This window comes from Aneurinibacillus sp. Ricciae_BoGa-3 (genome assembly GCF_028421645.1).
Taxonomy (GTDB): domain Bacteria; phylum Bacillota; class Bacilli; order Aneurinibacillales; family Aneurinibacillaceae; genus Aneurinibacillus_B.
Window position 1 is genome coordinate 985,512 of sequence record NZ_CP116887.1, and the last position, 16,244, is coordinate 1,001,755.

Annotated in this window: 13 protein-coding genes; 7 read left to right on the forward strand and 6 right to left on the reverse strand. The window is 46.0% G+C overall.

Annotated features, from left to right (window positions below; all coding sequences use genetic code 11):
* Window positions 1-81 precede the first annotated feature (81 nt).
* Window positions 82-1,203, forward strand: coding sequence for an A/G-specific adenine glycosylase (gene mutY / locus PP175_RS05035; RefSeq protein WP_272441733.1), 1,122 nt, complete (start codon window positions 82-84; stop codon window positions 1,201-1,203).
* Between the two features lie 329 nt (window positions 1,204-1,532).
* Here mutY and PP175_RS05040 read toward each other — a convergent pair whose 3' ends face one another.
* The 3 genes from PP175_RS05040 to PP175_RS05050 form a co-directional block, all read right to left on the reverse strand.
* Window positions 1,533-2,216: a Bax inhibitor-1/YccA family protein gene (locus tag PP175_RS05040; protein ID WP_272441734.1), complete on the reverse strand. Its 684-nt coding sequence runs from the start codon at window positions 2,214-2,216 to the stop codon at window positions 1,533-1,535.
* Window positions 2,217-2,335: 119 nt separating this feature from the next.
* The gene (locus PP175_RS05045; RefSeq protein ID WP_272441735.1) at window positions 2,336-2,947 is read right to left on the reverse strand and encodes a superoxide dismutase; all 612 of its coding nucleotides are present in this window, start codon (window positions 2,945-2,947) and stop codon (window positions 2,336-2,338) included.
* Between the two features lie 126 nt (window positions 2,948-3,073).
* Complete coding sequence (locus tag PP175_RS05050; RefSeq protein WP_272441736.1) at window positions 3,074-3,298, reverse strand: hypothetical protein; 225 nt, start codon at window positions 3,296-3,298, stop codon at window positions 3,074-3,076.
* A 272-nt stretch (window positions 3,299-3,570) separates the two neighbouring features.
* Here PP175_RS05050 and PP175_RS05055 point away from each other — a divergent pair, with 272 nt between their 5' ends.
* The 4 genes from PP175_RS05055 to PP175_RS05070 all read left to right on the forward strand — a co-directional run bounded on the left by PP175_RS05055 (window position 3,571) and on the right by PP175_RS05070 (window position 6,786).
* Window positions 3,571-3,888, forward strand: a complete 318-nt coding sequence (locus tag PP175_RS05055; RefSeq protein ID WP_272441737.1) for a hypothetical protein — start codon at window positions 3,571-3,573, stop codon at window positions 3,886-3,888.
* A gap of 140 nt (window positions 3,889-4,028) precedes the next feature.
* Window positions 4,029-4,439, forward strand: a complete 411-nt coding sequence (locus tag PP175_RS05060) for a GNAT family N-acetyltransferase (protein ID WP_272441738.1) — start codon at window positions 4,029-4,031, stop codon at window positions 4,437-4,439.
* Window positions 4,440-4,461: 22 nt separating this feature from the next.
* Window positions 4,462-4,989, forward strand: coding sequence for a DUF402 domain-containing protein (locus PP175_RS05065; protein ID WP_272441739.1), 528 nt, complete (start codon window positions 4,462-4,464; stop codon window positions 4,987-4,989).
* 51 nt (window positions 4,990-5,040) lie between these two features.
* Window positions 5,041-6,786, forward strand: coding sequence for an ABC transporter ATP-binding protein (locus PP175_RS05070; protein ID WP_272441740.1), 1,746 nt, complete (start codon window positions 5,041-5,043; stop codon window positions 6,784-6,786).
* A 34-nt stretch (window positions 6,787-6,820) separates the two neighbouring features.
* On the opposite strand, the gene PP175_RS05075 is transcribed toward PP175_RS05070, so the two are convergent.
* From PP175_RS05075 to PP175_RS05085, 3 genes are all read right to left on the reverse strand, one after another.
* Complete coding sequence (locus PP175_RS05075; protein WP_272441741.1) at window positions 6,821-7,888, reverse strand: FUSC family protein; 1,068 nt, start codon at window positions 7,886-7,888, stop codon at window positions 6,821-6,823.
* 154 nt (window positions 7,889-8,042) lie between these two features.
* The gene (locus PP175_RS05080; RefSeq protein WP_272443192.1) at window positions 8,043-12,533 is read right to left on the reverse strand and encodes a glutamate synthase-related protein; all 4,491 of its coding nucleotides are present in this window, start codon (window positions 12,531-12,533) and stop codon (window positions 8,043-8,045) included.
* Window positions 12,534-12,993: 460 nt separating this feature from the next.
* Window positions 12,994-14,286, reverse strand: coding sequence for a glutamate-1-semialdehyde 2,1-aminomutase (locus tag PP175_RS05085; RefSeq protein WP_272441742.1), 1,293 nt, complete (start codon window positions 14,284-14,286; stop codon window positions 12,994-12,996).
* Window positions 14,287-14,447: 161 nt separating this feature from the next.
* Here PP175_RS05085 and PP175_RS05090 point away from each other — a divergent pair, with 161 nt between their 5' ends.
* Both PP175_RS05090 and PP175_RS05095 read left to right on the forward strand, forming a co-directional pair.
* Window positions 14,448-15,455 (forward strand): ABC transporter ATP-binding protein, encoded by a 1,008-nt coding sequence (locus tag PP175_RS05090; protein ID WP_272441743.1) that lies wholly within the window; start codon window positions 14,448-14,450, stop codon window positions 15,453-15,455.
* Window positions 15,448-16,242, forward strand: coding sequence for an ABC transporter permease (locus PP175_RS05095; RefSeq protein WP_272441744.1), 795 nt, complete (start codon window positions 15,448-15,450; stop codon window positions 16,240-16,242). The genes PP175_RS05090 and PP175_RS05095 overlap by 8 nt, the downstream gene beginning before the upstream one ends.
* The last annotated feature ends 2 nt before the right edge of the window (window positions 16,243-16,244 follow it).

Here is a 16,244-nt window from a genome sequence, read left to right on the forward strand (position 1 = left end):
GGTAAAAAAAAGTTTAGCTATTTTACATAAAATCTACAAAGGTCTAAATGAAACCCAATTAGCAGGGGAGAAGCGCAGCAAATGGCAAAACAGCACGAACAACAGGAACAGCAGATTGAGCAAATTATAGCGGGATTTGAAATAGGGAAATTTCAGGATAAGCTTTTATATTGGTTTGAACGGGAACAGCGCAGTCTGCCCTGGCGGCAAAACAGGGATGCCTATCGTGTATGGGTTTCTGAAATTATGCTGCAGCAGACGCGGGTAGATACGGTGATCCCATACTATGAACGCTTCATGGATAAGTTTCCAACAGTGAATCATTTGGCAGACGCTGAGCTGGAGCAAGTATATAAGCTGTGGGAAGGGCTTGGATACTATTCCAGGGCACGTAACCTTCACGCCGCCGTTAAAGAAGTCCAGGAGAATTATGGTGGAATCATTCCGGATGAACCAGACAAAATCCATAAATTGAAAGGGATTGGACCCTACACGGCGGGGGCCATTCTAAGTATCGCCTATGGCCTGCCTGAGCCGGCAGTAGACGGCAACGTTATGCGTGTGCTGTCCCGCATTTTTCATATTGAAGAGGATATTGCCAAACCGAAAACGAGGAAATTGTTCGAGGCCCTGGTGCGGGGAATTATATCTGTGCAAAATCCATCTTTTTTTAATCAGGCACTTATGGAGCTAGGGGCGCTCATCTGCAATCCGCGTTCCCCACGGTGCCATGAATGCCCGGTGTTTGACCACTGCCGGGCCCAAAAGATGGGGATGGAGGATAAGCTTCCTGTAAAAAGTAAAGCAAAAAAGGGCAAGACTTTAGAAATGGCCGTTGCGCTTGTGCAGGATAAGGAAGGACGCTGGCTTCTGCACAAAAGACCTGAGACAGGCCTGCTTGCTAACCTGTGGGAATTTCCGAATACACAAGCAGATGGTGGAGCATCCAAGGAAGTTCTGAGCCAGTTTCTTTTTGAAACATTCGGCGTAAAAGCGGTGCCCGCTGAGGTCGTGCTGGAGGACACCCACGTATTTTCCCATCTGAAGTGGAATTTAAGTGTATATCAATGCCAGTACTTGGGTATTGAGGAGTCGATCATACAGCCACCGAGAAGCCGAGCTGCCTGGGTATCAACCCAAGAGCTTGGGAAGTATACGTTCTCCGCTTCCCACAAAAAAATTGCAGCCTATGTAAGCCAATGAGAAAAACATCACGGGCCATGCCGCTCTCTCCGTTCCCCTCATAGAAGTTTTTACGGCCGCTTTGTGGACCACGGGCGGACCGGCAAAACATCTGGGTATCTCAATGATGGAGACAGTTGCCGGTCTTTTTCGCCCTCTGTTCCACACACTCCACAAGGGGAAAGAAAGGTACGGACATGCGCCTCACGATGTTTTCCTTGGGTGTTTCGAGACCGGAGGTCCCATTTGAAAAATCGCTCAAGGTACTTCAACATGTTAAAGCAGAATATACGTTCCTTTACGACAAGAAAGCCGCCTCGTATAAAACCGGGCGGCCTCTTTCGTGATGCTTAATCACGATTCCCAAAAATGCGAAGCAGGTAAAAGAAAAGGTTAATAAAATCTAGATAAAGCATTAATGCGCCCATAATCGCCGAGCGCGTTACCACTTCTTCATTTTCATCGCGTACAAATGTGCCGTTTTGTTTAATAATCTGCATGTCATAAGCGGTGAGCCCCGCAAATATTATCACTCCGGCATAAGTGATGATCCAGGTTAACCCGCTGCTAGCGATGAACATGTTAACTACTGAGGCCAGGACTAATCCTATTAAGGCCATAAAGAGAATCGATCCCATTTTTGATAGGTCGCGCTTGGTTATGGCTCCGTAGGCGGCGAGCGCACCAAACATGCCGGCTGTAACTAGGAAAGTTACCCCGATAGATCCCAGGCTGTATACAGAAAACAGCAGCGAGAAAGTTACTCCGTTTAAAGCTGCATAAATGAAAAAGATAAGGGTCGCGGCTGTCGCTGACATTTTATTGATGCGGGCTGACAAGAAAAAGACAAGGACAAGCTCAGCAATTACGATGCCAAAAAATACACCAGGATGCTGCTGAAAATATGAAATCACTTTCTGGTTTGACCCAAGCAAGAAAGCTACAATGGCCGTCATCAGGAGCCCGACAAACATCCAGGAAAATACGCGCTGGATATACCGCTGCTGTGTTCGGACAAGCGTGGCGATATTCATTTTCCATTCCCCCTTTTCGAAAGTACATCCTATTTATATTTTACGATACCCACAACACATTAGTTTCAACAAAAATAAAAAAAAGCCTTCCAGATAGGAAAGCTTTTTGGATCGTTCACTTATTTGGCTGAAGCAAAACGTTTGTTAACTTCATCCCAATTGATGGTGTTCCACCAAGCGGATATGTAGTCAGGGCGCTTGTTTTGGTATTTTAAGTAGTAGGCATGCTCCCATACGTCGAGACCGAGTACAGGTGTTTTGCCGTCCATTAACGGATTATCCTGGTTTGGTGTGCTTGTGATAGCCAGCTTGCCGTTATCAACGACCACCCATGCCCAGCCGCTTCCAAAACGAGTAGCTGCAGCTTTAGCGAACTCTTCTTTCATTTTGTCAAAGCTGCCAAACGCTTCGTTAATAGCATTCGCAATGTCACCGGTGGGGGCGCCACCGCCATTTGGTTTCATGATTTCCCAGAACATGCTGTGGTTGTAGTGTCCGCCACCGTTGTTGCGAACAGCCGTACGGATGTTTTCAGGAACGCTATTGATATTTTTCATTAAATCTTCAATGCTTTTGCTTGCAAGCTCTGCATTGCCTTCAACAGCAGCATTCAAATTGTTCACGTAGGTTGCATGGTGGCGATCATGGTGAATCTCCATTGTTTTTGCATCGATATGAGGTTCAAGCGCGTCAAAAGAATAAGGTAGAGCTGGTAATTCGAATTTTGCCATCTTTATAACTCCTCCTTGTTAATTATCGTTCCTTACTTGTATTGCACATCATTAATTATATCGCATCATATTCAGAATACAATACAATACAGATTAAAAAGTATATTAACCAATTGTTAACCTGGTTTAATCATATATGACACGCGAGCTATGATCCCAGCCGCCTCTGTCATGTGGAACTCCACCCCTTGTTTCAATCTCCTTTATGATGTTTCCGTGAAAACTGACGCCTTCTGCGTTTAGGTAATGGACTGCATTACTCATGAGGTCATGATGGTAGAGGAGTTCATTCATACTCCAATCTTGCAGCGGAACAGTTTCCAGCGTATCTAATTTTCGCCCTATGTACACATTGGCTCACTCTTCGCCCGCGGCAGCGAGTGTTCCCTCCCTTCACTTTTTTACCTAACCATTCCTTACACAGATTAACTGCGCTTGAAACCACTTAAAAATTTTCTTTCATAGCATGCTTGATTTCATGATTTTTCATGCAGGAGACGGCTATATTGCGTCTTTCTATAGATTTCCATAAATCTTACATAAAAATACAAAAATATGACAGGTTTTCTCTCGTCAATTCGTGAATATAGATAAGTATTAGAAGAAGGAAGAGGGGCGGGTTTATGTACTCATTAGAAGATGTTCTCTCATGGGAAGCGGAAATGTCGGATTCTTTGGGCAAAGACAGAGAAAAACTGCTTATGTACCGCTTTATTCAAAGAGACTTAAAGCTTCGCCGCCAGGTATCTCTACTGGAAGAGGATGAGAACCCCGTTGCCCTGCAACAACTGGATGACACCATTGGCCGTGTGCAGGAGGCTATAAACGAATTGGAACAAAGCATGGCGTTCAAAGCCGGGGCAGTGGAACAAATGTATCACCAGTGGACAAAACTGCTTAGCCAGAAATTAGTTTCAGACACAATAGATCGTTCTGGGTAATCAGATGTCATGTAACTTATAAGGCGACTAAAAGCAGCACAGCATCGTGCTGCTTTTAACTTTTGGTTAGGAGTTCATAGCGACATTTTATAGTAGGTAGTGTAAAATAATAAGAGACGAAATTCAGGGAGGACACAGACGTGCTAATACGTTCGTTTCGCTTGGGAGACTACGCTCATATTTCAAGAATATGGGAAGATACAGGACTGGAACAGACAGAGACAGAAACGATTGATGCCTTAGCCAAACAGTTGGCCTGGGATAGTGAACTGGTAATGATAGCAGAATATGAAGAGAAAGTCGTGGGGGTTATTGTTGGAACGATTGACGGCAGCCGGGGATATTTTTACCGGTTAGCGGTTGACCCCGCGTACCAGCGCCATGGCGTAGGGCGCAAGCTGGTAGAAGCTCTAGAGAAACGTTTTAAAGAAAAAGGGGTAAACCGTGTATTTATTATGGTAAATCAGGATAATAAGAAAGTTATCCCTTTTTATCATTCGCTCGGCTATGAGGTAAAGGAATATATAAACTTGAGCAAGAAAATCAACTAACAGCAACAGAAAGGAGAGCGCGATGACGTCGCCCGGTACTCCATTACGCATCGAAAGCTATAAGCACGACCAATCTTTCCACCGTTCCTGGGATAAAACCCTGCTTTTGCACGTAAGCGATGCTGTGCTGATTGGTGGAAACGATAATGTTCGGGTTACGGAATCAGACGGGCGGGAATGGCGGACGCGCGAACCGGCTATCTGTACATTTGGCCGTGGACAATGGTTTAACACAATTGCCATGATCCGCCCGGATGGAATTTATTATTACTGTAATATAGGATCACCTTTTTCCATGCGTAATGACCTTCTTACATATATCGACTATGATCTCGATGTCAAAGTATATCCTGACATGAGTTATAATATTCTTGATAAGGAAGAATTTGCGCTGCATGGCCGTTTAATGAAATATCCTGATGATGTCATTAAGCTTGTTTATCAGGGCGTTCAGGAAGTGGTTACGTGGATCCAGGAGAAACGTGGACCTTTCCATCCAGGTTTTGTAGAACGCTGGTACGAACGATATCTTCAATTTCCAAATCGTTAAAACTCCTTTTCTTTTGGAAGGGAGTTTTTTATTAGTAAAGGTGTGATTTAAGTGGATAGCATTCGCCGCTATATGAAATTCGTAAAACCGTACTGGAAGCTTATTGCAGCAACCATTGTTATCGGGATTCTTAAGTTTGGAATTCCGCTTGTGCTGCCGATGCTGCTTAAATATGTGGTGGATGACTTGCTGCTTGGCCACCAGACAGCACAGCAGAAAATAAATACCCTTATGTACGTAATGGGGAGCGCATTCATTCTTTTTACTGTGGTCCGTTTTCCTGTCGAATACTGGCGTCAGTTTTTTGCCCAGCAGGTTTCTAACAAGGTGCTTTATGATATTCGTGACCGCGCCTTTCATCATATACAGAGGCTTTCTTTGCGGTACTTTCACAATCACAAAGCCGGGGAGATTATTTCCCGGGTCATTAATGATGTGGAGCAGACGAAGTCATTTGTAGATACAGGTCTCATGAATATTTGGCTGGATTTAACAACTATCTTACTTGCACTTGGCATTATGGTATCGATGGATGGGTGGCTAACACTTATCTCTATATCTATGTTTCCTTTCTACGGTTTCTCCGTAAAGTACTTCTATACGAAGCTGCGAAGATTAACCCGGGTTCGGTCGCAGGCACTTGCCAATCTGCAGGCGCACCTCCACGAACGGGTTCAGGGTGTGCCGGTGATTAAAAGCTTCGCACTGGAAGATCATGAACAGAAGCAGTTTGATAAGCGAAACAAAACATTTCTAGAGAAGGCGCTCGACCAGACAAGCTGGAATGCCCAGACATTTGCTGTGGTAAATACCATTACCGATATTGCTCCGTTGCTTGTGATTACTTTTGCAGGCTATCAAGTATTGAATGGCCATCTTACAGTTGGCTCAATGGTGGCATTTTATGCTTATCTGGACAGATTGTATGCACCCCTTAGGCGCCTGATAAACTCCTCCACAACACTTACACAGGCTATAGCATCAATGGATAGGCTGTTTGAATTTTTTGATGCGCCCTATGATATTGAGGATAAGCCTGGTGCGATGGAATTGAAAAAAGTTGCAGGACATGTTGTTTTTGATAACGTTCGCTTTCGCTATACAGAGGAAAGGGATGATGTATTAAAGGGCATCTCACTTGAAGTGGAGCCAGGACAAACGGTTGCTCTGGTGGGAATGAGTGGAGGGGGGAAATCCTCGCTTATCAGCTTAATTCCCCGCTTTTACGACGTAACAGGAGGCAGTCTGTCCATTGATGGGCATGATGTGCGAGATGTTACGATGCCAAGTTTGCGCAACCAGATTGGCATCGTGCTGCAGGATAACATCCTGTTTAGTGATTCTATCAGGGAAAATATACTGATGGGCAATCCGGCTGCCAATGAAGAGGAGATGATGGCAGCGGCTAAAGCGGCCAACGCCCATGATTTTATTATGGAGCTTGCGGATGGGTATGGGACGGAGATTGGCGAGCGCGGCGTTAAACTTTCCGGAGGGCAAAAACAGCGGATTGCCATTGCACGGGTTTTTTTGAAAAACCCCCAAATCCTTATTTTAGACGAAGCCACATCAGCCCTGGATTTAGAATCAGAGCACCTCATCCAGCAGTCACTTGACCACCTCGCTAAGGATCGCACTACCTTTATTGTCGCACACCGCCTTTCCACGATTACGCATGCAGACAAGATCGTCTTGATCGAGAACGGGGAAATAAAAGAAGAAGGTACGCACCATGAACTCATGCAGGCTGAGGGAGCCTACCACCGTTTGTTTACCGTGCAGAATCTAGAAGAATAGCGAAGAAAAGGACCGCGCTTGCTTGGTCCTTTTCTTATTCCTCTTCAGGTATGTGCGTTTGGAAAGAGTGAACCAATTTATCCAGGTGTTCAAGCTGAACTGAATACTCCATAATTTCGGCTACAATAGGAAATAGATGCCGCCAACCGTTGTCATCCTCGTGACCAGCAGCGTTTTTATCAGCGGGGTATAGGGACATAAATTCATCCATCAGATGTTCGTTCTTCTCAGCAATCGTCTCTGGAATATGCCACGACTCCCTAACCTTTAATAATCCTTGGTAGGTCATCAAAATGCTTTTGTGGTATTCGGTTAAATCGGTCAATTGCTGCTGGATGATCGGAAACAGATAGTGCGTCGTTTCAAAAGAAGAGAAAATATGGCGTTCCAAAGTTCGAAGCATATCCATTTCTTTGTGTAATACTGTAATCATCTGTTTAAACAGCACCCGTTTCTTGGAACGGGAGTAAGTAACTTTGCGAAAGCGGGTTTTCTCTTCCGTATACATATCAAAAAGCGTTTCAACCTTTTTAAGTCCGGATTTAACCTTTTCTTTTTCCTCTCTAAATGCTCTTTCATCCATCTCGTTATTTATTAAGGTGCGCAGTAGCAGTGAAAATTTATCGGCAAGTTCATGAATCTCGTTAAAGAGGCGTTTCTCATACCTCGGTGGAATGAAGATAGCGTTGACTACGGCTGCAGATAGAATGCCGATAACATTAAGAAAAAACCGGTTCCATGCAAATTGCCAATAGTTCCCTGTTGTGAGCTCCATCACGGATACAACGGTAATGACGCTTAATACAAGGCTGTCATGCAGCTTTAGCTTAAGATTAATGATAATCACCAGCATCACTACCAGGCCGACCACAATCGGCTGCGGCCCTAAGAAGTAAGTGGCAGTTACCCCGATGACCGCGCCGATAATATTGGCCTCGAATTGTTCCCGAAGTTGTATGACGGTGCGATAAACGGTTGGCTGAATGCTTAGGGTAGCTGCCACTGCGGCAATCACCGGCGTATTTAACTGGAATAAATCACAGACGAATAAAGCCACGATCAGGGCAATCCCTGTCTTAACGATTCGTGCTCCGACTCTCATAGGACCTCCTAAAAGACGTAAAGGCGCATCTATATCTATTGTATATTACCACGGAAAAATGAAAAAGCAACCACCCCGGGAAGGGGCGGCTGCTTGCGGTGGTAAACTCACACACCAGTGAGAAACTGCAGCTGGTAGCTAATATACAATGAAATTACTCAGTAGCGATTGATGGGTCAGCCTGTTCTTTAACAGGTGTAATCATCACGAAACGTTGTTCTGCAGATTGTAGCAGCGTTTCAATACGTGCAGCTGTTTCTGGTTGGCCGCTTGCATCCAGTTCCTTAATATACTCGCCGAGCAGGTACGCGAGATCTTCTTTTCCAGTCTGGTTTAACGGCTGAATGCTAACTTTTGCTGCCTTGGCAATGCGGCGCTGGATGGCAGCCTCGTCAAGTCCAAGTTCCGGCTGAAGGTGCAGGTAAACCGTACCACCGGTCATACCGGAACAAATCCAAGGACCTGGATCCCCAAGTACAACCGCACGGCCGTTGGTCATGTATTCAAAGGCAAAGCCTTTAATATTCGCACGGGAGCCAATGCCACCGAGATCATCCCGGATAGGCTGGTTCAGCTCGCCGCCAATGATCACATCTGCACCTGAGAGGCGGATACATGCGCGGGCATCCGCGTTGCCCTGCACAATATATAAACCTTTCTGTGCCCCATAGCAGAAGCTTTTTCCTACGGAACCGTTAATGAACTCACGATTAGCATTTGGATACTTCATTACGCTAACGCGGCCGCCAAATCCGGTTTTTCCAACGCCGTCCTGGGCACCTCCGCGTACGCGGATTGATACACCTTCCGCATTAAAAGCAGCGAGCCCATTGCCTGGAACTGAACCCTTGTCAAACGTAAGGGATACTTCAGGTAGATGAACATAACCTCCATCCAGATAAGGTTTTACCCTTGCACCTGAATAACGGCTTCCAAGCACACGCTGGTCACTTAAAACATTCGTAAATGTCTCGTTAATCGGAGCATTTGGTGAAGTGAAAGCGCCAGATGACTCATAAGACTCAGCTCCAACCGCAACAAGCACACGGGATTCAACTTTAACATGCTCCTGATACGGGAATGGTGCACTCCGCAGCAGGGATGTTAAATCAAGTTCCTCGAGTCCGCGCGCTTGGATCAGCAAGTCGGCGCGGCCTACCATATCCTGCGTACGTGTAAAACCAAGCTGTGCAGTAAGTTCCTTAACTTCCTGCCCGATAGCTGCAAACAGGCGTTTCAGGTTCTCAACTGCCGTATCATAAACGCGGGGAACAAACCGGCGCAGGCCGTGTTCTTTCGCTTCTTCTACGCTATCAATCTGTGTGGCAATCCCCACATGGCAAGTATCCAGGTGGCAGCCGCGGCATGTAGTACAACCAACAGCCAGCATGGCAAGGGTACCAAATCCAACCCGGTTGGCTCCAAGAGCAATCAATTTCACAACATCCAAGCCGCTTTTTACGCCGCCATCTGCCCAGATTTCAATTTTGTCGCGCAGGCCTGCTTCGATAAGAGCAGTGTGGGCTGCTTTGACCCCAATTTCAACGGGAAGTCCCACATGCTGCAGAGCATGCACGCGTGCTGCGCCGGTACCGCCATCAAATCCGCTAAGCGTAATAAAGTCGGCCCCGGCTTTAGCTACACCTACCGCAATGGTTCCGATATTTGGCACAATCGGCACCTTTACGCAAACCTTTGCTTCATTGTTGGCTGTTTTTAATTCCGTAATAATCTGCGCAAGGTCCTCAATTGAGTAGATATCATGATTATTAGACGGCGAAATAAGGTCAGATCCAATCGTTGCATTACGTGCCGCAGCAATTTTTGCCGTAACCTTTCTGCCTGGAAGGTGTCCGCCTTCACCCGGCTTTGCACCCTGGCCGATTTTAATCTCCAGCAAGTTGGATGAATTGGCTAACTCGACATTCACCCCAAAGCGGCCGGAAGCGATCTGCTGGCCACGTGTTCTCGGGTATTTGCCAAGCATATCTTTAATTTCTCCACCTTCACCGTTTAAGCTGATCATGTTCAACTGGTCAGCAGCTTCGGCATAGGCCCGGAATGCTGTTTCATTCTGGGATCCAAAGGACATGGATGAAATTAAAAAGGGAAGGTTGTGTTCACCGATTGAAACGTCAACTGAATCTACATCGATTGTTTTATCGGCTTTTGATTTATCCAGATCAGCCAGGTGACGGATGGCTAATGGACTCTCCACTTCCTGTTGAAGCAGCTTATCTGCGAATTCTCTGTACGAAAGGCTGCCTGAGGCGACCTCTCCAATGGATTTCCAAATTCGCGGCCATAGATGGAACAATTTTGCCGGTCGTGCTGCCGCATCGTTAAAGTCTTCATACCGTGCCCGGCTGTCCTTTTCCATGTCACTAAAAGAGAATCCAGCCATATCACTACCGCAGAAATTAACAATATCAAGTACTTCAGCTATTTTGCTATTTAAACCAATTGAAGAGAAGAGGCGGGCATATCCGCGAAGTTCGTGGATGCCTATGGTTGAAATAACTTTTTCAAGGCCTTTATTCAACGCGTTAAATAAATTATCAACAGATTGAGCGCCGTCTTTCGAGTACACTGTTGCAAATAATACGTAAGGCGATACGGCGTCGGCACCAAGCCCCAAAGCTAAGGCGAGATCATGCAGGTTACGGATGGCCCCAGAACGCAAAACAATGCTTACGTTTCGGCGAAGGTTGCTATCCTTGATCACTGCTGTTTTAAGTGCCCGGTCTACTTTCGAAAGAATGAGATGCGGATCGATCCAATACTTATTGTCCTGGTGGCATAATCCATCATCAAGCAGAATGATACGATTGTCATCTTCAGCGGCTGCCACGGCAGCTGCCACAATTCGGTCAAGAGCCCGTTCAATGGTTTCTCCCTCATTAAAATGAGTGGAAATGACAGCTGTTTGTTCCGGGAATTGCTCTACAACCTGTTCAAGCGACAGCGTTCCCAGCTTCTCTGCAACAGTCTGGAGAGAAGCTCCTTCAAGGAGAACAGGAGAAGGCAATTCAATGCCAGCCGATACCTGTTTGCCGGAAGGATTTAACGATGGGCGGCCCCCAAGAATAACGCGGGTTGAGAAGTGCTCCATTTCTCTTTCTCGGTCGATTGCGGGGTTGGTTACAACGGCAACACTTTCTTTAATATAGTCAGGCAGGTTTTGCCTTGCATTTGCAATAGCGGCAAGCGGGGCATCATGGCCAAGGGAACGTATTGGATCCGCACCATTGGCCGCCATCTGTTCAGCCAACTGAACGTGTTCCCGCTCCCAGCCAAATCCAGCATAGATCTGATTGGTGACTTCCTCAAGATCAGGATAAGGGGCTGCAGCAGGTTTTACTTTCGTGAAAGCCAGCTGGCTGCGGAATCCTGTGAAATCAGCTTTTTGTTTAGCCCTTTCCAGGACCAGGCTTTGCAGCTCATGGTGGCCCTTAATCGTTACCGGGCTCCCTGGATTTAATTGAACGCCGATTTTTTCACCAGGAGCTAATGATTTTGGTTCTCTCACCATTTCGTAGGCAGGAATTACGCCCTGCTCAGAAGAAAAGTATAGGGACGTGTCGCTTTCAACCATCCATACCGGACGAAGGCCCAGCGCATCCACACTAAAAATACACTCATTGCCATAGCGGGACACGATTCCAGCTGGCCCCTGCGCAAAATGGCCCCATGTCTGACGGTAATATACATATAAATCCTGCAGTTCAGGACGAAGGTTTTTCATCTCATTAATAATAGGCGGGAAAATCATTTCCATCGCTTCAAATAAAGAGAGATCGTGGCGGTGAATCAGCGTCTCGATTACACGGTTCATGTTTTGTGAATCGCTGCCGCCCTGAACTAAGTCCACACCCAGCATTTCGCCTTCCGCTTCAAGCTTGCGGATCGTGTTGATTTCGCCGTTGTGTCCGAGAATGGTAAAAGGCTGCACACGATAGAAGTTTGACAGCGTGTTAGTCGAGTAGCGGTTATGCCCAACCGTCACCGAAGAAGCAAATTCCGGCTCCTGAATATCCTGGAAATACTGCGGAAGAATGTTGGCGGCTCCCATCACCTTATATGCTGCGGAATGGTTGCTCAGAGATGCCACATGCACATTGTGTTTCTTCTCAATCTCAATCAGCAATTCAAATAAAACATTTTCAATTTTCTCTTTGCCTTCATATTTTAAAGCAGTCTGCCAGAAGATTGGCTCGTCCGCTCTGCCGTTTTTGCCCAGAATATTGCTGTTTACTGCACTTTTCTGTTCCAGTTCGATTGAAAGATTATAGGAACCGAATAGCTCTCTTATTGCCCCCATTACCTCTCCAGGAACATGGCCTCGCACAGGTATAAAAATATGGGCGACTGCAAAAGAAGGTGAGTAGGCGAGTTCAGACGATTTGCCCGCTTCTTTTAGCTTTTTCGCCCATAGTTCCCTCGGAATATCGGCTAGAATCCCGCATCCGTCACCTTCACCGTCAATAAAGCCTGAACGGTGTTCCATTTTGATGAGGGCATCAATAATTTTAGAGATATTATCCCGGCTGGGAATCCCGTTTTTTTCAATAATCGCTACAATCCCACAGCTGTCGTGTTCTTCAGCCAGGTGATTTTGAAAATTTCCGAAGTCTGCTACTTTCATTGTTTCGGTCAGCAAGCCTGACCTTCACCTCCCAAATACTCAGTATTTCGCGCTCATCTCTCACTATGTTTTCTATTTGTAATTTAACTTTATCTGACAAAATGTGATAAAACATAACTATCTGAAAAGTAAATATAGAATATCATGATTTTAGCATCTGTACAATAGTAGGATGATTAAATATTCATTTGTAAGCGTTTTTATTAACACTTTTCTTCCTATGTTTAAAAACTGTGAATAGAAAGTTAATGTTTTTGATAGCGAATGTTTTTTTACTATCCATGTGAAAGATTCGGAATTTGTTTTAGAGAAATCAATTACTGTGTTATTATATCCCAGTTTTTCTTTGCTGTGTTATTATATGTGACAATGCCTTTAAATGAATAGAATATTTGTATATAACAAAAGGGCGCTTACGAGAATGCGCCCCCATCAACAAATAAATAATGTATAATTATACTTATTGTTGCATTTTAATGAAAGAATTTCTGGCTGATTCAATCGTTTGCGTTATGTCATCTTCCGTGTGAGCCGTTGTCACAAACCATGCTTCATATTTAGAAGGGGCAAGGCATACACCTTCATTTAAAATGTTATGAAAGAATTGGGCAAAAGCCTCACCATCGGTTGCCTGGGCCTCATCATAATTTGTGACCGGCTTATCGGTGAAATAGACGGCAAGCGCACCTTTCACTCGGTTCACTACGACGGGGACGCCCGCCTCTTGGGCACCCTGCTTTAACCCGTTTTCCAGCATGGTACCAAGCCGATCCAATTGCTCGTATACACCTTTCTGTTCAAGCACTTCCAGGCATGCAATACCCGCTTGAATGGATGCCGGATTCCCTGCGTGGGTCCCTGCCTGATAAGTTGGACCCAGCGGAGCCACCTTTTCCATGATTTCCGCTTTTCCGCCATAGGCCCCGATTGGGAGTCCGCCTCCGATGATCTTACCAAGAGCCGTCAGATCAGGCTCAACGCCAAGCAGATTTTGGGCGCCGCCGTACATAAAACGAAACGCTGTAATAACTTCGTCATAGATAACAAGCGCCCCGGCATCGTGTGTCAACCGGTTAACGGCCTCCAGAAATCCTTCCTTAGGGGATACAATACCGAAATTCCCCACTATCGGTTCAACTAAAACGCCTGCAATTTGACCTTCCCACTTGTTGAGGGCGTCTGCGTAAGCATCGATATCGTTGTAAGGAACGGTGATCACGTCGTTAGCAATCGACTGCGGAATCCCTGCGCTATCTGGAATGCCGAGCGTGGAAGGGCCGGAACCGGCAGCAACCAATACAAGATCAGAGTGGCCGTGATAACAGCCGGCAAATTTGATAATCTTGTTGCGGCCGGTGTAGGCGCGTGCAACTCGAATGGTGGTCATAACCGCCTCTGTTCCCGAATTATTAAAACGAATTCGTTCCATTGAAGGGATCGCCTCCCTTATTTTGCGCGCGAATTTTGTTTCCCAGGGTGTTGGCGTACCGTATAATGTGCCGTTATGGGCAGCTTTTATGATCGCTTCAGTAACATGGGGATGTGCATGTCCGGTGATGATCGGACCGTATGCGGCGAGATAATCTATGTACTTATTTCCATCAACATCCCAGAAGTAAGCGCCCTGTGCTTTTTCCATTGTTACGGGTGCGCCGCCGCCTACTGCCTTAAAGGCACGGGAGGGGCTGTTAACACCGCCTAAAATAACCTGTTGTGCTTCTTTATACATTTGCTCCGAACGTGAATGATTCACTTTTGCGCCTCCTCTATCATCTATACCTTATTACTTTATCATATAAGGCAAAGGGATGAAAAAGGCGAAATGGAATGTCCATAGCGGCCTACGGTTTGGTGAAATCATTTCATAAAAGAGGTATGATAGTGGTTGTATGATTTTACAGGAGGGAGAATTACATGCTGCGAATTGAAGCTAAAGGGTTGACGAAAGAGTTTAAATCTTATCGCAGCCGAGCGGGCCTGTCCGGGGCGTTTCGTGATTTATTCAACCGCGAGTATAAATTGATGCGTGCGGTGGATGGCGTGGATCTGCAGGTAGGCGAGGGTGAGATGGTTGGCTATATTGGCGAGAACGGGGCCGGTAAATCGACAACCATTAAAATGCTGACAGGCATTCTCATGCCAACCTCAGGCTATCTCCGGGTGAACGGAATGGATCCGCACCGCGAACGGGAAACGTTTGTCAATACAATAGGGGTTGTTTTTGGACAGCGCAGCCAGTTGTGGTGGGATATTGCGGTTCAGGAGTCTTTCGCCCTGCTAAAAAAAGTGTACAGGCTTTCTGATGAACAATATAAAGATCATATGGAGCATGTTATCGATGTTCTGGATATTGAGGAGTTGCTGACAAAACCGGTTCGCAAGCTAAGCCTTGGACAGCGGATGCGGTGTGAACTGGCAGCGGCGCTCATTCACAATCCACCTCTGCTTTTTCTTGACGAGCCAACTATTGGACTGGATGTGCTGGTCAAACTAAAAATCCGTGACTTCCTTAAGGAAATCAATCAGAAATATGGCACGACTATTTTGCTTACTACACACGATCTTTCTGATATCGAGGCTCTATGCTCACGTGTGGTGATGCTTGATGAGGGGAAAGTCATTTATGATGGCGGCCTTCACAATTTGCGGACAACCTGGGGCAACCAGAAAACGGTTCATGTTGAATTTGCTGCAGAAGTTGCTTTGGATGAACTGCAGGTTGCAACGGCCGGGCTTTCGCTAACGTGGCACAAAGAGAGCGATATGGAGTACCGTGCTGTTTTTGTAGAGGATGCTGTTCAGGTTTCAGACCTTCTCTCCCGGATCATTGCCCGTTATGAAGTTAAAGATGTATCGATCGAAGCGATCAGCACGGAGGAGATTGTACGCAAAATATACGAGGAAGGATATGCCTATGCTTAGTATGTATGCCGAAATTATACGCATCCGGTTTCTTACGATGCTGGCATACCGGGTCAATTACTACAGCGGAATCGTGATTTATGCCATCAATATTGGGGCTTACTATTTTCTGTGGAACGCGATTTACGGCGGCCATGGACAGATGGGGGGCTTGTCAGCCGCACAGATGGTAACATATGTGGCGATCAGCTGGATGGCTCGAGCGTTTTACTTCAACAACATCGACCAGGAGATGGCGGAGGACATAAAAGAGGGAAAAGTGGCCATCGAAATGATACGCCCTTATAACTATTTGACGGTAAAAATGATGCAGGGACTGGGTGAAGGCATATTCAGGCTGTTCTTTTTTTCTGTGCCGGGAATAGTCATTGTCAGCTTTATTTTCCCGATTCATTTTCCCGCATCGGCCGCAACATGGGGTTGGTATGCTATAAGCCTCGCGATTAGCTTCACCATCAATACACAGATTAACCTGCTTACAGGACTTCTAACCTTTTTCTTCTATAATAATGAGGGATTAATGCGGGCCAAAAGGGTGGTTATCGATTTGTTTTCCGGGCTGCTTTTGCCGATTAGCTTCTACCCGCTCTGGGCTCAGGAAATTTTAAAATATCTTCCTTTTCAGGCCATAAGTTACCTGCCAGGTATGATTTTTGCCGGGGGTATGAGAGGCGCATCCATCACGTCGGCTATAACGATTCAGGTAATTTGGGTCTTTGTTCTTCTTATTCTGCTGCAGCTGCTCTGGTGGCTGGCGCGTAAAAATATTGTGGTGCAGGGAGGGTAGTT